This is a genomic window from Alicyclobacillus acidiphilus NBRC 100859 (assembly GCF_001544355.1).
GTDB lineage: Bacteria > Bacillota > Bacilli > Alicyclobacillales > Alicyclobacillaceae > Alicyclobacillus > Alicyclobacillus acidiphilus.
On record NZ_BCQI01000001.1, the window covers coordinates 1 to 19,783 of the forward strand.

Below are 19,783 nucleotides of genomic sequence, written 5' to 3' on the forward strand. Positions count from 1 at the left end.
CTTGGTAAAGAAATTGCTGCATCGAGATCAGGCCCACTACTATATTGCCATATTTGAGCGGATACGCCTCCAAGCGATAAACCCGATGGGAATGTTGGTAAACATCCTCCTGGATATGTCCAATCTGCTACCCAGACGTGTGATGTATAGCTTCCTAGACCTGTCCAGTAATCAGTTATAGCGTTCCAGTCTCCTGGATCAGCATATACAGCGCCAACGTGAGGACTGCTGGCAAAAACGGCATCCAAAAACCCAATAATGACTTGACGATTCAGTTCATACCATTCGTTTCCGTTATATGTCCCACTCAAGTACCAGCCTGCTGCATCAGCCTGTTCTACATCACAGTAAATAGTGTTTCTCATGATATAACCATAATCACCCCATGCAGCAACAGCTGTGTTGCCTTGAACACCTACCCCAGGTATAAGCATCCGCAGTGGTTGTTACAGAATACGATCTGTAACCACTTATTGATTGTCCACTACACGTATAGGTGCTTGGTGAGTAATCGGGGTTTGCAAGCTGTGGACCTAAAAGGAACCAGTAGCCATAAGTGTTTTGTCGGTTCCGTTCATACATCCATTCCGCATTCGTGTTTGTGTTTCCGGTGTTTCCTACATTGTTAAAACATCCGTAGTTAGGGTTATATACGTGCGAATCCCCTACGAATGCCCCCATACCCATTTCACCTAAATAAAAATTATCCGTACATGAATCGCTTGATGGTGCGGTGTTTGAGTCACAACCGTGATACGTTGGCGTAGTCATACAATCACTCTCCAAACATTATTTAGCCACAAACATTTCCTTCCTTTGGCCATACCGTTCAAGTTATGTCCGTTCGTTTTTTTTGTACGGGCTGTTTTGTTTTATTACAGTCAAAATAGTTGTAAGTACTGCGTATAAGTGCCTACTGATACCTGTTTTTCGCAAGTAAAAAGTGCAGAGAAACGACACGGATTTGTGCATAGGCACTGCAGTACAGAAGATTACGACGACTTTGTCTCAGATAGCGCATGCTGCAGACGGTAGCTGTCGCCTGTGAAAGCCAGTACATGTGCGTGGTGCACGAGGCGATCCACGAAGGCGGCCGTCAGCCTGGCGTCCCCAAAGACAGTGTTCCACTGCCCGAACTCGAGGTTTGACGTCACAATCACGCTGCGTTGCTCGTAGCAGTCGGCGATCACGTGGAACAGCAGCTCAGCACCATCTTTGTGAAAGGGCACGAAGCCCATTTCGTCCAGAATGAGCAGTTCCGCTTTTTGCAGTTCACTCAGGAACCGACGCAGCGTGCCGGCTTGGTACTTGTCCTGCAGCGTGGCCACCAAGTCGTGTACCCGGTAAAACCGGACCTCATGACCTCGTCGACAAGCCTCCATTGATGAGAAAATAGACTCCGTTTAGGCTGAAGACGACCGCTCAACTCTGTTTTCGGGCAATAGGATGCCCGGGATGCCAAATCCTACGTTCCGGTTTCAGGATATCAAGCTGTTGCGTTGTTTGGCTTCGTCACGACAAATCCCTGCTTTTGCAGTTGGCGAATCATCAGTTCCTCCGTCGAGATGGGCTTGCGTTTCTCCAAGTAGTCAGCACCAAGCTCGTTGTACGGTTCACCTGTTTTGAGTATGTGGTACGCAATCACGAGGATTTTGTGTGCGATCACGACGTTGGCTCGCTTCTTACCCATACGTCTTGCTGTTGACCAGAATTTCGAACCAAGAAAAGTGCGCGTTTTACTGGCAGCCCATCCAGCTTCCAAAAGTCCGGTTCTTAACGCTTGATTGCCCTGTGTCGTCTTCGATCTTTTTTTTGCCCGCACTTTCATGATTGCCCGGACTTAAGCCAGCCCATGAAGAGAGATGGGACGCCGAAGGAAACACGGACATGTCTGTTCCGATTTCGGCTAGGATGACTTTCGCCACATTTGGCCCAACACCCGGGATGGTTTGCAGTAGTTCTTCTTGCGTTTGGTAAGGAACGAAGTATTGTTCCATGGCCGCTTCCAAGTCAGCGATAGACTTCTCAAGGAATTTGAGATGCTCCAAAGAACGCTGGATGATTTTTCGGTGATGCAAGGTTACCCTGCCATTTAGCGCAAGTGTCAATTCAGGAATTTTGGGGCGTAGACGACCGATTGCCAAATCAGCAATCTGTTCTGGTTCAATGACTTCACCGTTCACCAACGCATCCAACATGAGTCGCCCAGACTTCCCAAAGACGTCACTCATGAAAGTGGAGATTTTGATGTTGGCATCTTCCAGCACCTTAATGATTCGATTGCGTTCTGAGGTCTCATATCCTTTGAGCTTTTTGCGATAGCGGGTAAGATCGCGAAGTTCACGAATCTCACGCGGGGCAACAAAACTGTTGGACACCAAACCGCAACGATGCAACTCAGCAATCCATTGTGCATCTTTTTTGTCAGTTTTACGCCCGGGCAGGTTCTTGATGTGGGAGGCATTGGCCTCCACCAGAGAATGTAAGGTCAAAGATTCTGGGCAAAACACCATCTGTTTCATCCATTTATCCTGAGCCGTAACACGTACCGAGGGAGGCATGTATCTTGCCAGGTCCGAGTACATCACGGACCGAGGTTTCCTCCGGTATCCGTCGAATACGGTGGTCCACTCAATTGTCATGGGCTTATCCGCATAAGGCCGTGGAAGCTTCCCTAGGAGCCGGTACTCCCCGTCGCTCGACAAGACCTCGATTTCATCCCACTTCACTTTCAGCAGCACCGTCTCCAGCCCACGGCACTGAGGCAACGGGTAGGTGGCTTTCTCGAACCGCAGTTCCCGGTACTTGTTCAGACGGGCAGCTTCCAGGCGGAACACCTCGAACGGCGTGGCCGGTAGCGCGAGCAGTTTTGAACGCTCCTTTTCCCACAGGTCGGCAATACGCTCATGCTTGGCGTAATGCGGACGGTCCATATCAGCCTCTGACTTACGGGCCAGATGCTCCTCCAGCTCGGTGTCGGTATCGCACACGGGAGGGGGGACGAGCCAATTCCGACGGCTGAAATGTTGCAATATTTCACCTATTCCATATCATGTCATGTTGTGGTACGATATAGAGGAAGAGGCGACATCTGTTACCACATGCCGCCTCTCGGGCACGACACCTAGGAACGTATGAACGTTCCTGCCCGAAACCACCGCTCCCATGCGGCAGGGAGCGGTTTTCTTCGTTTTAGCGCGTTCGCTCATACGTCGGATGACGGTGATACGGCTTCGACATCCCCTTTGTGCGCGCTCTCCTGCTGCCGGACGGACGAATTCAGCGTCCCTTCGCCTTCGACCAATTTACGTCTTCGTTTGTCTTCGTAAAGACGTCTATCCGCGACGCGATAGCACGTCTCGTAGTCATCGCCATCGACGCCCCAAACCGCGCCGCCGACTGACACGGAGTGCAGAACAGAATCCTTCCTGCTCGCCACGGCTTCTTGGATGCGGCGCATCGGACCGGCCCAGTCGCAAGCGCAATTGGTCAACAAGACGATGAACTCGTCGCCGCCCATCCGACCGACCATGTCTTCCGGATCGAGGCAATTCGCGATCACGTCAGCGACCTCGCGAAGCACGTGATCCCCGACCGGATGGCCAAAGTTGTCGTTGATGGCTTTGAAATCGTCGAGATCGACAATGCCGAGCACAACCCGTTCACCTGGGTCGCGTTCCTGCTGAACAAATCGCTCCCAGTTCGATTCGATGCCTCGTCGATTGAATACACCAGTCAGCAGATCGCGTTCGCTGGCGGCTTCCGCGATTCGAAAGGCCGTGATCAAGTCAAGCGCGACCGACAATTGGGCCGCACAGGAATCGACAAGCGCGTTGCTCATTTCGAAGGTCATGCGCGACGAAACGGCGCGCGACCGTGCCACGACAACCGCGCCGCGAGTCTCCTCGCGCGAAATGATGGGCCAAATGCCGAGTTCCAGCAGTGGGTATTTGGCCAAGACAGCCTTGAGCCTGGCATTCGAAATGTCCTCGGCCAAAATCCATCGTTCCGTCACCATGTCGAGCGCGACATTCTCTTCCATGAGCGGCTTCAAAGCCTCCTGAAGTTCTGCAGCGCTCGGTTCAAACACGCCCCATGGCACGTACATTTGCGACGCTTCTGGGCGACTTCCGGAAAGCAGCCCACGTTTGCGGTACAGAAAAAAACCAGAATCCGCTTCGACGAGTTCGCGCAACGCGTGCGAAGCCATCTCCAACAGTTCCATTCCCCGTTCCGCGCGCGCCCATTCCCGCGTACGGTGGAAGAATCTCTTCAACATTTCGGCGTTCATTCGGACACCCCTGTCGCTTTCGACAAGCTACCCCTGATTCGTATATCACGAAGTTCCCTCTTCTTCTGGATGTCATTTATCGCTCTCTATCATCTAGGCCTGCATATCTTGCACATAGCTATCTATTTTTACTTACTTCAATTCTTCAGAAGCTATCCCTGCTGCCGACCTCGCGCTTGCCTCGACCGGCAGGACGTCACGCCCGCAGGACTTGCCGCCAAATGGCCGCCGTGTGCTCTCCGTACAAGCTCAGCAATTGGTCGTTTGCCTGGTAGACCAAGGTTGGATAACCGGCAGGCGCATAGACGTCGCCTGCTTTCGGATTGAGATCGTAATACACCTGGAACGCCGCCAAATGGAGCGCAGTCTGCTCCTGATGTTGAACCGCAACCGCTTGTCGCAAAGTCGTTCCCTGGGAATAACCCACACAGACGAGAATCGGTTTCTGTTTGAGCGAATGGAACTCCTGCGACAACAATTTCAACGTTCTTTGGCAGTGTGGGCACCAGTACGCGACAAACAACACCGGTTGTTTGCGGGCGTCCAGCGAAACGTGCCGGCCTTCCCCGTCCACTACGGGGATCTTCGTATAGTCCACTTGTTTCACGGGTGTGGGATCCAACTTCGTGTCGACGGGCCCCACCAGCTCGTCCGTCCGATTCTGAAAGGAAATCTGCTGGGTGGTTGCCTGCACCTTGGCATGGCTGTCATTCCACGCTATTGAACATCCAGTCAGACACCCCGCCGCCAGCAGCCCAGCAAGCCAGACGATTGTTTTTTGCACACACATGCACCTACCTAACTACGCAATCGGATCGCAATTGCTAGCGCAAGATTACGAACTCCACTAACGTAGCCTATCCACGGCCGCTGTGCAATGACGCCTAGAAGCAGAAATTCTCCTGAACGACAAGCGGGCTTCGGCCTTACGCCAACGATTCATTCGCGACTCGAGCGCGAATGAATTGAGTCAAACGGACCGTGATATCGTACCGCATGAACGGTGTGATCAAGTAGATTCCCCGGAAGTACGCTGCCGCCGCGTCGGTCAATTCCTGGGCGATCTCGAACCCAACCTCCCCATCCCGATCCGGCGCCGCCTCCCGCATCCTCGCCAGCACATCGGCCGGGATCGAGATGCCCGGCACTTGATCGTGCAGGAACTCCGCGTTGCGCACCGTCGTGAGCGGCATGATGCCGATGCACACGGGTACGCCGAGATCGCGCGTGGCCTCCGCTATCCGCTCCATCAAAGCCTCTTCGTACACCGGCTGCGTCATGACATAATCCGCCCCGGCCGCCACCTTCCGCTTCAGGCGATCGATCGCTTTGTCGAAGTTGTGCACGTGCGGATTGAACGCCGTGCCAATCACAAAATTCGCGGAACGCTGCAAGGGCCTCCCGGAAAAACCGACACCGTCGTTCAGCTTGCGCACCATCTTGGTCAGATCCATTGAGGACACGTCGTAGACCGAAGTGGCGCCAGGCAAGTCGCCGTACTTGGACGGATCGCCCGTAATCAGCAGAATGTTGCGGACGCCCAACAGGTGCAGGCCCATGAGGTGAGACTGTTGGCCAATCAAGTTGCGATCTCGGCATGTGACGTGGACCAACGGTTCAATCCCGTACTGCTTGAGCACGCTCGCCAACGCCAGGTTGGACATGCGCACGGTGCCGAGCGAATTGTCGGCCATCGTGATCATGTCGACGCCGGCTCGCTGCAGCGCGATCGCCCCTTGGATAAACTTGTCGCTCTGCAGGTGTTTGGGCGGATCCAGTTCGACGATGACGGTCGTCCTGGTGTTCAGGAGATCGACGATCGACGGCGAAGCTTCGACATCGAACCCTCGCGCGGCGGCGACAGGCGACGCAGCCGTTCGCGATGGCGATGTTTGTTCTTCGACGATGATATTGGGCGCGTCGGGAGATGGTTCACGAAGGGCCGTTGACATCTCCTGCATCGGCGCCTGCAAAACACTCGACAATTGTTCCACCATCGCTCGAATGTGCTCTGGCGTGGTTCCACAGCAGCCGCCGAGCCACGTGACACCCAAGCGCGCAAGTTCGCTCATGACGCTGGCGAAATTCGACACGTCGCCGGTGTAGGAAAGTTTCTCGGACTCGCTGCGGTGGAGAATGCCTGCGTTCGGAAAGGCGGCGTAGCCTGGACCATCGAGACGGATGCGCTCGTACGAACGCAAGATGCCGTACGGCCCTAAACGGCAATTGAGTCCGACAATGTTTGCACCATGATCCCGTAAACTCGCAAACGCCCGATCCAGCCGAACGCCGTCGCGCGTGACGCCGACCTCTTCCGGAGACAAGTTGGCAACCACGTGGATATCGAAAGACATCGCCCGGACCACATCCAGCGCGACAAGCAGCTCTTCAAGATCCGGAAACGTCTCCAACACAAGCCCGTCGACATTCGATTCGAGCAACGCGGCGATTTGAGCGGCGTATACCTCGCCGAGCTTCACCTTTTCGTCGTCCGTCAACAACGCCCCGTACCGAGTGCCGCCGCGAACTGGGCCGATGGTTCCGTACACCATGGCATCCGTTCGCGCAGTTGCGGCACGGGCGATCTCGACCGCGCGCCGATTCAACTCCCGAACCTTGGTGTCCAATCCGTACCTGGAAAGATGCTCGCCATTGCCAGCGAAGGTATTGGTTTGGATGAGCGTCGATCCCGCTTCCACGTACGAGCGGTGGACGTCCTCCACCAATTTCGGATTCGACAAATTTAATTCTTCGGCACAGACGCGTATCGGAACTCCACATTGATGGAGATACGTCGCCATCGCGCCATCCCCCACCACGTATGAATGATTGTGGACACGATGTCCAATCTGCTGCCCCTGAGTTGGGCAGGCATCGCGCAACTCTGTCGTCATGGTCGGCCTCCCCTTTGCAACGTCATTCGATATCCACGTTAAAATAACGCGCTTCCGGATGGCTGAACGCCAACGCCGTCACGGAAGCCTCCGGGTCCATCATGAAACCGTCCGTCAATTCCATTCCGATATCCTCTGGACGCAACAGTGAAAACAGCGTTTCTTGCTGCTCCAGGTCGGGACAAGCTGGGTAGCCAAACGAGACGCGAATACCTTGGTATTTGGCGATGAACCGTTCGCGCATCGACAACTCCATCGGATCAGGAAATCCCCACATGTCGCGAAGCTGCTGGTGCAGGCGCTCGGCGAACGCCTCGGCCAGTTCGAGCGCCGTGGCTTGCAAAGCGTGTGCGCGCAAATACTCGCCGGCTTCCTTGAGGCGGTCGGCCTCCTGCCGGATTGCCCCGCCCGTCGTGAGCGCCATCATCGCGAAATAGTCCATGGTCCCGCCCTCGATGGGTCGGACAAAGTCCGCCACGCACAGGTAGGGAGATTTTCTCTGCCTGGGAAACCGGATGCGCGCCCGTTCCGTCTTGGCGTCCGCTGCGAAGATCACGAGATCGTCGCCGTCCGCCATGACAGGAAAGAACTGATAGACGGCATGCGCGTTCAACAGGCCATCGCGCGTCGCGTCGGCAATGAGCGCCTCGACCAATTCGAGCAGTTCGGTTGCCTGCGGGTCCCGTTCCGCCAAGCGTTTCTCGACGTTGCCCGACAAACCGAGATGTTTTCCGAGCAGCATCTGCAAGTTCAAGTAAGGACGAATGAGGCGAATCGGATAGTCCCTCAATACGTGTCGATCCAGATCCGGCGGCAGGAAAACAGGCGCGTCTCGGCGGATGGTCGATTTGACGCGAACCGGCACTTTGTCCGCGACTTCCGTCGCGGCCTTCGCACGTTCAGCAAACGTGTCTCGCTCCTGATTCAGTTGCGACAATAGATCGCCTCGCGCGTCAGAGACGAGTTGGTTCGCGAACTCCAGCCCCTCCATCGCGTCTTTCGCGTAAATCACGGGGCCATCGTATTTGTCCGCGATCTTTGTCATGGTGAACTTCTTCGACAGGGCGGCGCCGCCGACCAAGAGCGGGAGATCGATACCCGCGTGCCGAAATTCCTCGGCTGTAATCACCATCTGTTGGGCGGATTTGACCAGAAGCCCAGACAGTCCAATCATGTCTGGCTGGTATTCGCCGACAGCCTGAATCAGCTGTTCAGGCGCTACTTTGATGCCGAGATTGACCACTTCAAATCCGTTGTTGGACAGGATGATTTCCACGAGATTCTTGCCGATGTCGTGCACGTCGCCCTTGACCGTCGCCAGAATCAGCTTGCCCTTCGCGTGCGAGTCCGCCTTTTCCATATGCGGCTCCAAATGAGAGACCGCAGCCTTCATCACTTCCGCGCTTTGCAAGACTTCCGCGACAATTAGTTCATTGTTGTTGAACAGCCTGCCGACTTCCGTCATGCCGTCCATCAGCGGCCCGTTGATAATGTCGAGCGGCGCGTACTTTTGCAACGCCGCGTCGAGATCCTGAAGCAGTCCGTCTTTCGATCCTTCGACGACGTACGAGGCGATCCGCTCCTCCAATGTGAGCGATTCTTTGGCAACCGCAGCCTGTACACGTTTTTCGCGATACTTTGCGGTAAATTCGGCGACGATTTCGTCCGTCGTCTCGAACAACAGCCGATCACACAGGTTGCGTTCGTTTTCGGGAATCGAGGCGTAGCGTTCAAGCCGCTCCGAATTGACGATGGCGTAACCAAGCCCCGCCCGCGTGCAGTGATACAAGAACGCCGCGTTGAGCACTTCCCGACCTGCCGGAGGCAATCCGAACGACACGTTGCTGACGCCAAGAATCGTCGGACATTCCGGAAGTTCCTCGCGCAATATCCGGATAGCTTCAATGGTTTCCCGCGCGGAGCCGATATATTTCTCATCGCCGGAACCCACCGGAAACGTGAGCGGATCAATCAAGATATCCGACTTCCGAAAACCGTACCCCTCCGTCAGCGTTCGAACCGCCCGATGCGCGATTTCGACCTTTTTCTCGCGCGTCACCGCCATCCCGTGCTCGTCGATCGTGCCCACAATCAACGCCGCGCCGTACTTTTTTGCGATATTCGCATAGGCGGCGAAACGAGGTTCGCCGTCTTCGAAGTTTGTCGAGTTGATGATCGCCTTGCCCTGGATATGTTTGAGCGCGGCTTCCACCACCGCGATATCGGTCGAATCGATCATGATGGGCACCCTGACCTTACGCACCGCCAGCGGCAAGACGCGCAGCATGTCGGTCATCTCATCCCGGTCGGAATCCTGGACATTGATGTCGATGACCTGTGCCCCAGACTTCACCTGCGCCCTTGCGATCTCTGCCGCCGCGTCGAACTCCCCGTCGCCGATGAGCCGCTTGAATTTCCGCGAGCCCAGAACGTTCGTCCGTTCCCCTACGATAATTGGACGCTGATCGTCGGAAAGAAACAACGCTTCCATGCCTGAGACCGCGTGCCCGTGTTCCCTAGCCCGATCCCGCGGTCGACACGAGGCAAGCTGGTTCGCGAGTTCCCGAATATGCTCCGGCGTCGTTCCGCAACAGCCGCCCGCCATATTCAGCCATCCCTCCACCGCGAAATCGCGCATCTTCTTCGCGAACGCGTACGGAGTCTCCAGATATCGCCCTTCCTCGTCCGGCAGCCCCGCGTTGGGGTGACAGCTGACCGCACACTCCGCCAATTCAGACAGGGTGCGCATGTGATCGCGCATGAATTCCGGCCCCGTGGCACAGTTCATGCCGACCGCAAACGGTTTGAGATGTTCGATAGAGAGATAAAAGGCGTCGATGGTCTGTCCCGCGAGCGTCGTGCCCATGGGCTCAATGGTCCCGCTGACCATAATCGGAATGTGCCGTCCGAGTTTTTCTTCGATCCGTCGGATGGCCAGACCCGCCGCTTTCACGTTCAACATGTCCTGCGATGTCTCGATCATGAGAAAGTCCGCACCGCCCACCACCAAGCCCTCCGCCTGAACGGCGTAGCTTTCCACGAGATCGTCAAACGTGGCACCGCCTGTCACGGACAAACTTTTGGTCGTTGGCCCCATCGATCCCGCGACAAAGCGCGGCCGATCCGGCGTCGAGAAGGCATCAGCGGCCCCCTTCGCCAGTTCCGCCGCTCTGCGGCTGATTTCGAACGCTTGATCGGCGAGATCATACTCGGCCAGGACGAGCGGCGTGCTTCCGAACGAATTGGTTTCGATGATATCCGCGCCGGCAGCCAAATATGCCCGGTGAATCTCTGAGATAAAGTCAGGAAGCACAATATTCAGATATTCGTTGCAGCCTTCGTACTGCGAACCGCCAAAATCCGAGGCGTCAAGGTCGCCCTGCTGAATCATGGTGCCCATGGCGCCATCCAGAATCAGAATTCGCTGCCGCATCAATTCTTCTATGTCAGGCCGTTTGAATTCCGCCATTGCCACTCCACTCGTTTCTATATGAGGAATTTCGACCATTGTAGCATAGGGACAATGGACTGACACTAAAATGGCGTAAGGGAGAACAGCAAACAGACCCCGAACGTTTCGGGGCCTGTTCGCGAGGCGTGTTTGACTGTCTGTCACCCGTTCGACTGCCGCTTGCCATGCGGCACGTTCGCACGGTGGTACTGCTTCCACGGAACCACTGCATCAAGGCGAGTACTCATCATGTGATTGCGCCGTTCAACGACGGACTCAAAATGACGATTTTCCTCCAATGCCCCAACAAAAGCAAAATGCTCGTTGTGGTTCTGCGTATGCTGTCCTGACATGAGTCTCCACCCCCATCCTGTTGTTCCCAGAATGCGGGAAGTTCATGTGCGGATGTGGAAAGAAGAAGCACACGGGCGGGCGCTGGTAAAGTGGAAGAAGAAATAAGCGGCCGTGGGCCGCTTATTTCAACAAAACAGCCAGAAGCGATGGCAAATAAGCGTCGCACAGACGCTTATTTGCCTCCATGGGCCCCAAAACGCAGCGGCTTCGGCCATTTAAGCGGCTCTCGCAGGCTTATTCGGCGCGCAGTCGGCCGATTCGACACACTTAAGCGGCCTGGGGCGGCTTATTCACCTCGGTCGCCCCAAGTCGCCCCAAGTCGCCCCCAAGCCACCCGTCCGCCGGCCCCGCTCACGCTTCGATACGTTCTTGCAGCCACGCCTTGACGTCCGCGATCGCGACCCGTTCCTGTTCCATCGAATCGCGATGGCGTATGGTGACAGCGTGATCCGTCTCGGACTCGAAATCGTAGGTGATGCAGAACGGCGTGCCAATTTCGTCGTGTCGGCGATACCGTTTGCCAATCGATCCCGACTCGTCGTAGTCGACGCTGAACGTTTTGGCCAACTCGGTGTAGAGCGGCGAGGCGCCGTCCGCGAGCTTCTTGGACAGCGGAAATACGGCGGCCTGGTACGGTGCCAACTTCGGGTGCAAGTGCAGGACGACACGCGTGTCGTTTTCGCCTACGACTTCTTCGTCGTACGCGTCGGCCAAGATCGCGAGGAACAGTCGGTCCGCGCCGATCGCTGGCTCGATGCAGTATGGAATGACAGGCTCCTGGCCTTCTTCCTGGACCGTCATGTTTTCACCGGACGCCTTGGCGTGGGCTCTCAGGTCAAAATCGGTACGGTTGGCGACGCCGAGCAGCTCGCCCCAGCCGAATGGGAAGAGAAATTCGATGTCGGTCGTCGCTTTGCTGTAGTGAGACAATTGTTCTTTTTCGTGATCGCGAAAACGCAGCGACGCCTCCTTGATACCGAGCGAGCGCAGCCAATCGTAGCAGTATTGCCGCCAATACTCGAACCACTTCATGTCCTCGCCCGGCATGCAGAAAAACTCCAGTTCCATCTGTTCGAACTCGCGCGTGCGGAACGTGAAGTTGCCTGGCGTGATTTCGTTCCGAAAACTCTTCCCGAACTGGCCGATGCCAAACGGTAGCTTCTTCCGAAGGGCCCGTTGCACGTTCTTGAAGTTGACGAAGATGCCTTGGGCGGTCTCGGGGCGAAGATACACTTCATTCGACGCGTCCTCCGTGACGCCTTGGTAGGTCTTGAACATCATGTTGAACTGGCGGATACCCGTGAAGTCGTGCGCGCCGCAGTCGGGACAGGCAATCGCGTACGTCTCCAGCAGTTCTTCCATCTTCGGGAACGGCATGCCATCCACAATCACTTCCTCGCCTTTGGCGGCAGCCGCTTCCTCGATCAGCTTGTCCGCGCGAAAGCGAGATTTGCACTTTCGGCAGTCGACCATCGGATCGTGGAAGTTCTCCACGTGTCCCGATGCGACCCAGACTTGGCGATTCATTAAGATCGCCGAATCGAGACCGACGTTATGCGGATTTTGTTCGATAAAATGCCGCCACCACGCGCGCTTCAGATTGTGCTTCATCTGCGCGCCGAGTGGACCGTAATCCCATGTGTTGGCCAGTCCGCCGTATATTTCGGAACCGGGGAAGATGAATCCCCGTCTTTTTGCCAATGATACTAACGCTTCCATCGTCGCTTGCATTCGGCTTCCTCCCGCATCTTGTCAATACGGCTATCATAGCGGAAGGTTTGCCGAAGAATCAATCACGTTGGATAAGAGCCCAGATTTGACCATCTGGCGTAACGCGATCCACGTTCGAATGTGTATAATGGAGTCCGGCTGTATTCGATTGGCGACCGCACGTCCCAGCCTCGGAAAGCCCGGAAAGTTTGTCGCTTGGAGATTGGAGGCCCACAGAAAAGATGAGCAGACGGGAATCAGATATCGAAATGGTGTTCCTCGACATCGACGGGACCCTGTACACAGATGGACAGATTGTTGAAAGAAGTGCGCGGGCGGTCGCGGAATTGCTCGCACAGGACATTCCGGTCGCAGTCTGCACAGGCAGAAGTCTGATTCACGCTCAACATATTCAGGATGAACTCCGTGTGCCATACGGCATCTACTTCAACGGAGGACTCGTGAAAACGGGGCACCGTGAATTGTTTTCCATGCCTTTCGATCCCGACGTCGTTCAGGGTATTTTGGCGGCCGCGGAGGCGCGCGGAATTTCCACGATTATTCATACACACGATCATGCGTTGTCCTTCGAGCCGATTCCGGATCGATTCCGACCAGTGATGGCGTCCTACGATTTTCCCGACATTTCGCTGGAACCCGGGTGGAAACACCATCTGTCGGACCTGAACGTGTTCCAGATCAACGCGTTCATGTCCAAAGAGTGGGACGCGACGTTCGAGTCAGAATTTCCAGCTTGCTATATCTACCGATGGCATGACGAAGCCGTCGACTTTCAACGGCGCAAATCGGACAAATCCATCGGAGCCTTGCACCTCCTGAAGCACCTGGGGATCGACCCAGCGAAGGCGGTGCATATCGGCGACGGCGGCAACGATATCGGCATGTTCAAGACCATGGGCTATTCGTACGCGATGGGCAATGCGACGGACGATGTCAAGTGCCACGCCAAGCGCGTGACATCCTCCGCGATCGAAGGCGGCGTCGCGGACGCGCTCATCGACCTGGGATTGATTGGCTAGTCGTTCGTTGGCCAGGCAGACGGCGGCATACGAACAAACGTTTGCCACCGTTCGCTAGGTTGTGTTACGATAGAGGCAAATCAAGCCAAAGGATGTGTCTCGGTTGGGCCAGCTGACCTCTCGCCAAGAAGCGATTCTCGAATTCATCCGAAAGAATGTCCATGAAAAGGGATATCCACCTTCTGTTCGCGAGATTGGTGAAGCGGTGGGTCTCGCGTCCTCTTCCACCGTACACGGACACTTGGAACGCTTGCAGCAAAAAGGCTATATTCGCCGAGATCCTACCAAACCGCGGGCACTCGAATTGATTGGCTTCGGAGCGTCGTCTGAAAGCGATCGCGGCGTCGTGGAGACACCTGTCATGGCGCCTATCGTCGGCCGCGTCACGGCAGGTCTCCCTATCACGGCTATCGAAGACATTCAGGGATATTTGCCTCTGCCGACCGATTTTGCCCGCGACAGCGAGGTGTTCGTGCTGAACGTCAGCGGCGACAGCATGATTGAGGCAGGCATCCTCGACGGCGATTTGGTGATTGTACGTCGGCAGTCAGACGCCGTGAACGGCGATATCGTCGTCGCGATGACGGAAGACGACGAAGCGACCGTCAAGCGTTTCTTCCGGGAGAACGGACATGTCCGGCTTCAACCGGAGAACAGCAACATGGAACCGCTCATCTATCCTGACGTGGTCATCCTCGGCAAGGTCATTGGCGTATTCCGCAATCTGAGATAAGCTGCAAGGTCCAAGACGCTGGGGCAGCTATGCCGTCAGGCGTGCGATTCGCGGATCCAAGACTCGATACAGGATGTCGACAAAGAGATTCATCACGAGTACGACCAAGGCGAAGATGAAGAACACGACAGATACCATGTATTGGTCCTGCATCCCGACTCCAGGCGGCAAGCCCATGCCTTGCGCCGATGCCGTTTCACCAAACAACTTCGCGAGACCTGGAACGGCGAACATCGCTTCAATCGTCAGGGCATTATTGAGCAAGATCGCGATTTGCGGCGCGAAGAACGTGATCGTCGTCAAGATGGACGGTTTCATCGCATGTTTCAGAATGATATTCCACTTGCGTACTCCACGCGCCCGCGCCCCGAGTATGTATCCTTCCTGCATCGTCTCCGACACAGCCGATTGGACAAATTTCCCCATATACCCAACATTGCCGGCTGCCAACGTCAATGTGGGCAGCACCGCGCACAAGGGAGAATTCCATCCGTTTGGTGGAAGAATGGGCCATACCACCGAAAACAGCAAGATCAAGATCACGCCGATGACGTACGTCGGGATCGACTGGGATACGAGGAACCCCGTGGGCAAAACGGTGCGAAACCACGATTTTTGCTGAATGGCGGCGTAGGTTCCGACAGGAACGGCGACGATGGCGGCAATCACAATCGAACCGATCGCCAGGCCCATGAAGGAGAAAAAGTCGTTCACGAAGCTCATCGTCGACACATGCAGGTGAAACGTCAGAATTCCCTTCTCTTCCGGCCAAACCGTGGCAAAGGCTGTTTTCGCGCGAGTCCACGCGGATACGCCTTGACTTGCGAGTTTCGAGTTCTCCCCTCCTGGGCCGTAGAACTGAATCACGGTCGGTGTCGCGATGGACAAGGTAAGGACGACAAGCATGCCCGCCAGCCGTGAGGCGAATCTTCGCAGAATGTCCATTCGATCCCGCTCCTCTCAGACGTAGTGGCAAGCCACTTGGCGATCGTCGTCCAGTGTTCGCGCCTGCGGCACTTCCCGTCTGCAAACATCTTGCGCAACGGGGCATCTCGTGTGAAAGACGCAGCCATTCGGGATTTCGTACGGAGACGGCATTTCGCCAGGCAGCGGACGCAGTGCCTTCCGTGCGGCTTTTGACTCAGGAATATCGAGGACGGAATCGAACAAGACGCGCGTGTATGGATGCCGTGGATTCGCCAGCAAATCCTCGGTGCGTCCCATTTCCAGAATCTCGCCGAGGTACATGACCGCAATCACGTCGCTGAGCACTTCGACGGCGGGCAGATTGTGCGAGATGAAGAGCATGGACAGCCCGCGATCGCGACGGAGATCCAGCAGCAGCGCGAGAATTTGCGCTTGCACGGACACATCGAGCGCAGACAGCACTTCATCGCACAGGAGCAGCTTCGGATCGAGCGCGAGTGCGCGCGCAATCATGACGCGTTGCTGCTGGCCGCCGGAGAGCTCGAACGGAAACGCGTTGGCGTATTCCGGACTCAATCCCACCTGCTCCATCAACTCGAAGACCCGAACACCGCGTTGCATACGGGTGCCGACCCTGTGGATCAGCAGCGGATCGAGAATATTCCGCCCCACGGTCATCCGCTGGTTCAGCGCGGTCGAAGGATTTTGAAAGACGACCTGCATGTGGCGCCTCTGTGCCCTCATCTGCTTGTTGGACAAACGCGTCAGATCGGTGCCTAAAAAACGCACGGCGCCCTCGTCCGGCCTCAACAAACCGACTGCGCAGCGGCCTAGTGTCGACTTGCCCGATCCGCTTTCACCGACAATCCCGACGCTCTCGCCCTCGCGTACGCGAAGCGACGCCCTGTGCACGGCGCGAACGGTCCGCTTTTGCAGACGAAACACTTTGCTGACATTCCCCACGTCAAGTAAATAGGCTGCGGACATGATTCGCTTCCTCCTCCGCGAAGTGGCATGCGACTTCGTGCGTTTCCGAGAGACGAGCGACGCTTGGTCGTTCGCGATGACAGATCGACTGAGCCGCGAGGCAGCGCTCGGCAAACGGACATCCGACGGGTGGCGCCCACAGTGTTCTGGCGTGTCCGGGGATGGGCCTGATGGCCGATTTCACGCCCGTCTCGCGGGAGCCGCGCAGCATCGACGACTGCAGGGCAAGCGAGTATGGATGACGGGCATCGCGCAGAAACTCGTCGATCTCGGCCGTCTCCATGATCATTCCACCGTACAGGACGACAACGCGATCGCAGACGTTCGCCGCGACACCGATGTCGTGCGTGACCATCACGGTGGTCATGTTACGCCTGGCCGCGATTTCGCGGAGCAGCGACAGGACTTGAACTTGCACCGTGGCGTCGAGCGCGGTCGTGGGCTCATCCGCAAACAGCACCTTGGGTCCGCATGCGATGGCTGTCGCGATCATGACGCGCTGCCGCATTCCGCCTGACAGTTCGAACGAATGGCGCGTCATCTGCCATTCCGGATTCGGCAGGCCCACTTCGCGCAGCAGCTCGATGGCGCGCCGCGCCGCTTCCGGCTTCGTGCAAATGGAATGCTCCAACATCGGCTCCATCACCTGTTTACCAATCGGCACCAGTGGATTCAATCCATTCGCGACGTCCTGCATCACCAAGCCGATGTCTCGGCCGCGTATGCCGCGAAGTTGCCGCTCCCGCATCGACAAGAGCTCTTTACCGGCAAATGCGGCCTGTCCGTGGACGCGTCTGCCGCGACCGCGAACAAGTCCAAGGATGGAGAGCAGTGTGATCGACTTCCCAGACCCGCTTTCGCCGAGGATACCGAGCCACTCACCCTCCTTCACATCAAACGAGATACCGTTCACGGCGTGCACCGTTCCGTCGGAAGCGTCGATCTCGACACGCAGATCGCGGATCTCCAATATGTTCACAGCGATGTGCCTCCTCTCGGATCGAATGCGGCTTGGAGACCATCCCCTACGACCACGAACGACACCAGCATCGACACGAACAAGGCGAGCGGGAACAACAGCAGCCAAGGATAGCCGAGGATATTGGTCACGTCCTGAAACAGGATGGCACCAAAGCTGAACATCGGCGGCTTCGGCCCAATTCCGCCGACGATGTCCAGCATCGCTTCCAACATCACGAGATTGGCGGCCGTAAACGCCGAGTAGACGACGAGCGGGCTAATCACGTGCGGCAGCACGTATCGAGTCGACACGTACAACTCCGATGCGCCAAGGGAACGAGCCGACTCGGTCAGATCCGACTGGCGTATCGCCAACACCTGGCCGCGCGCGAGACGTGCATACCCCGCCCACTGCGTGATGCCGAGCACCCAAATGACGTTGAACGCGTTGCTGCCAAACATCGAAATCAGCATGATGGCACAGAGAAAAGCCGGGAAGGAGTAGATGTAATCGCAGAATCGCATGAGAACTTGGTCAAGCCAGCCACCGCGCATTCCGGACACAATGCCAATGGTGGTCCCCACCAATGCCGCAACCGTGGTTGCTCCACATGCGACCATCAACGTGTAGCGGAGACCGTCCATGCACATCCAGAACATGTCTTGTCCCATATTGTTGGTACCGAACGGATGAGTCCAGCTCGGCGGCGAAAACGCGTCAAAGATATCGATCTGCACGACTTGGTGACGCGATGCGGCCGCAATCGCAAGAATGACCAACCAGACGAGTCCAGCGACGGAAAAGCCGCCGCGGGCGAAGCGTTTCCAACTCCGCCCAACGCGCACGGGGATTGTCAACCCCCGATAACCCGTCTCGCGAGTGACGACAACGCTCATTGGGCACCACCACATTCCTTCATGATAGCGGTTACAGCAAAGCCTCTTGCTATATTACCAAAAATTGAGCACCTTTCGGGAGGAAAGTCGTGGGCGGCGCGAAAAAAAAAACAAGTTGCAAAAAGGCTGTCCCGCAGTCATTCGCATGACCCGCAGACAGCCCCGGTTTCCAGGCGCATGAATCAATAGAGCGTCAGATACTGCTCTCGCTCCCATTCGGTCACTTGCGTCCGGAACATGTTCCACTCGATCCGCTTCGCCTCGACAAAGTGCAGCAGCACGTGATGTCCGAGCGCGTTGACCAGCACCTGATCATGAAGCAACGCCTCCGTTGCCTCGTGCAAATTGGAAGGCAGGCTTCGGATACCCGCTTCTTCCTTCTCGCTCTCCGTCATCACGTAGATATTGCGGTTGACTGGCGGCGCCAACTCCAACTCGCGCTCGATCCCGTCCAATCCGGAAGCCAACAGCGACGCGATGGCGAGGTACGGGTTGCACGACGGATCGGGACTGCGAACTTCGATCCGCGTCGATTGACCTCTCGCCGCAGGAACGCGTACGAGCGGCGACCGATTTTTTCCGCTCCACGCGATATAGCATGGCGCCTCGTAGCCGGGAACCAGTCGTTTGTACGAATTGACGGTCGGGTTGCAGATGGCCGTGAAAGCCTGAGCGTGCTCCAGGACGCCGGCGAGGAAATAGCGTGCGGTATCGCTCAACCCCATCTCGTCGGAAGCGTCGTAAAAGGCGTTTTCACCGTTGCGGAACAACGACAAATGCGTATGCATGCCGGAACCGTTTATGCCGTACAGCGGCTTCGGCATAAACGTCGCGTGCAACCCATGCTGGCGGGCGACGGTCTTGACGACCAAACGGAACGTCGTGATGTTGTCGGCCGCTTCGACCGCATCCGCGTACCGGAAGTCGATCTCGTGTTGACCAGGCGCGACTTCATGGTGCGACGCTTCGACTTCGAAGCCCATGTTCTCCAGCGTGACGACGATGTCACGGCGGCAGTTTTCGCCGAGATCGACCGGAGCCCAGTCGAAGTAGCCGCCTTCGTCGTTCAGATCCTGCGTCGGATTGCCCTTCTCATCCAGTTTGAAGAGAAAGAACTCCGGTTCGGGCCCAACATTGAAGGCCGAGAATCCCATTTCATTCGCCTTGGCGACGACGTTCTTGAGCACAGACCGTGGATCGCCCGCGAAAGGCGTGCCGTCGGGAAGATGCACGTCGCAGATGAGCCGTGCGACTCTGCCCTGCGGCGTATCCCAGGGGAACACCAGCCACGTGGCCAAATCTGGCACGAGGTACATGTCCGATTCCTCGATGCGAACGAACCCTTGAATCGACGAACCGTCGAACATCATCTTGTTGGCCAGCGCCTTCGGCAACTGATCCACAGGAATCTCGACGTTTTTGACGATACCCAAAAGGTCCGTAAACTGGAGCCGAACGTAGCGAACATTATTCTCTTCTGCGTGCTTTATAATGTCATCCTTGCTATACTGTTTGCGCATAGTTTCCTCCACGTCTTCC

16 protein-coding genes and 1 pseudogene are annotated in these 19,783 nt (G+C 56.4%); 2 read left to right on the plus strand and 15 right to left on the minus strand.

Annotated features, from left to right (window positions below; genetic code table 11):
• From AAC01S_RS19680 to AAC01S_RS00050, 10 genes and pseudogenes are all read right to left on the minus strand, one after another.
• Positions 1 to 365 (minus strand): glycoside hydrolase family 25 domain-containing protein (locus AAC01S_RS19680; RefSeq protein ID WP_217997805.1); only part of this gene is annotated, 365 nt, incomplete at its 3' end.
• A 627-nt stretch (positions 366 to 992) separates the two neighbouring features.
• Positions 993 to 1,382 (minus strand): annotated as a pseudogene (locus AAC01S_RS00010) (ATP-binding protein); the annotation flags it as partial.
• Between the two features lie 104 nt (positions 1,383 to 1,486).
• The gene (locus AAC01S_RS00015) at positions 1,487 to 1,690 is read right to left on the minus strand and encodes a hypothetical protein (protein ID WP_067616853.1); all 204 of its coding nucleotides are present in this window, start codon (positions 1,688 to 1,690) and stop codon (positions 1,487 to 1,489) included.
• A gap of 46 nt (positions 1,691 to 1,736) precedes the next feature.
• The gene (locus AAC01S_RS00020; RefSeq protein WP_245629977.1) at positions 1,737 to 2,933 is read right to left on the minus strand and encodes an IS110 family RNA-guided transposase; all 1,197 of its coding nucleotides are present in this window, start codon (positions 2,931 to 2,933) and stop codon (positions 1,737 to 1,739) included.
• 272 nt (positions 2,934 to 3,205) lie between these two features.
• The gene (locus tag AAC01S_RS00025) at positions 3,206 to 4,291 is read right to left on the minus strand and encodes a GGDEF domain-containing protein (RefSeq protein WP_067616859.1); all 1,086 of its coding nucleotides are present in this window, start codon (positions 4,289 to 4,291) and stop codon (positions 3,206 to 3,208) included.
• Between the two features lie 196 nt (positions 4,292 to 4,487).
• Entirely contained in the window at positions 4,488 to 5,075 is a 588-nt protein-coding gene (locus AAC01S_RS00030) for a TlpA family protein disulfide reductase (protein WP_067616861.1), read from the minus strand.
• 142 nt (positions 5,076 to 5,217) lie between these two features.
• Positions 5,218 to 7,092 (minus strand): bifunctional homocysteine S-methyltransferase/methylenetetrahydrofolate reductase, encoded by a 1,875-nt coding sequence (locus tag AAC01S_RS00035; protein ID WP_370670800.1) that lies wholly within the window; start codon positions 7,090 to 7,092, stop codon positions 5,218 to 5,220.
• A 115-nt stretch (positions 7,093 to 7,207) separates the two neighbouring features.
• Complete coding sequence (gene metH / locus AAC01S_RS00040) at positions 7,208 to 10,654, minus strand: methionine synthase (protein WP_067616864.1); 3,447 nt, start codon at positions 10,652 to 10,654, stop codon at positions 7,208 to 7,210.
• Positions 10,655 to 10,797: 143 nt separating this feature from the next.
• Entirely contained in the window at positions 10,798 to 10,989 is a 192-nt protein-coding gene (locus tag AAC01S_RS00045; RefSeq protein WP_067616867.1) for a hypothetical protein, read from the minus strand.
• Positions 10,990 to 11,341: 352 nt separating this feature from the next.
• Positions 11,342 to 12,721 carry a glycine--tRNA ligase gene (locus tag AAC01S_RS00050; protein ID WP_067616872.1) on the minus strand — a complete coding sequence of 460 codons (1,380 nt, stop codon included), beginning with the start codon at positions 12,719 to 12,721 and terminating at the stop codon, positions 11,342 to 11,344.
• A 221-nt stretch (positions 12,722 to 12,942) separates the two neighbouring features.
• Between AAC01S_RS00050 and AAC01S_RS00055 the strand changes: the two genes are divergently transcribed.
• Complete coding sequence (locus tag AAC01S_RS00055; protein ID WP_067616878.1) at positions 12,943 to 13,740, plus strand: Cof-type HAD-IIB family hydrolase; 798 nt, start codon at positions 12,943 to 12,945, stop codon at positions 13,738 to 13,740.
• Positions 13,741 to 13,843: 103 nt separating this feature from the next.
• On the plus strand, positions 13,844 to 14,473 hold the full coding sequence (gene lexA / locus AAC01S_RS00060; protein ID WP_067616880.1) for a transcriptional repressor LexA: 630 nt from the start codon (positions 13,844 to 13,846) through the stop codon (positions 14,471 to 14,473).
• 27 nt (positions 14,474 to 14,500) lie between these two features.
• Here the strand turns inward: lexA and AAC01S_RS00065 are convergent, their stop codons facing one another.
• The 5 genes from AAC01S_RS00065 to glnA form a co-directional block, all read right to left on the minus strand.
• Positions 14,501 to 15,418, minus strand: a complete 918-nt coding sequence (locus AAC01S_RS00065) for an ABC transporter permease (protein ID WP_067616883.1) — start codon at positions 15,416 to 15,418, stop codon at positions 14,501 to 14,503.
• Between the two features lie 15 nt (positions 15,419 to 15,433).
• Positions 15,434 to 16,387 (minus strand): ABC transporter ATP-binding protein, encoded by a 954-nt coding sequence (locus AAC01S_RS00070; RefSeq protein WP_067616887.1) that lies wholly within the window; start codon positions 16,385 to 16,387, stop codon positions 15,434 to 15,436.
• A complete protein-coding gene (locus AAC01S_RS00075; RefSeq protein ID WP_245629978.1) occupies positions 16,365 to 17,366 on the minus strand; it encodes an ABC transporter ATP-binding protein in 1,002 nt (333 codons plus the stop codon). Before AAC01S_RS00075 ends, AAC01S_RS00070 begins: the two co-directional genes overlap by 23 nt.
• On the minus strand, positions 17,363 to 18,244 hold the full coding sequence (locus AAC01S_RS00080; RefSeq protein ID WP_067616889.1) for an ABC transporter permease: 882 nt from the start codon (positions 18,242 to 18,244) through the stop codon (positions 17,363 to 17,365). The genes AAC01S_RS00075 and AAC01S_RS00080 overlap by 4 nt, the downstream gene beginning before the upstream one ends.
• A 182-nt stretch (positions 18,245 to 18,426) precedes the next feature.
• Positions 18,427 to 19,764, minus strand: coding sequence for a type I glutamate--ammonia ligase (gene glnA / locus AAC01S_RS00085; protein ID WP_067616891.1), 1,338 nt, complete (start codon positions 19,762 to 19,764; stop codon positions 18,427 to 18,429).
• Positions 19,765 to 19,783 lie beyond the last annotated feature (19 nt).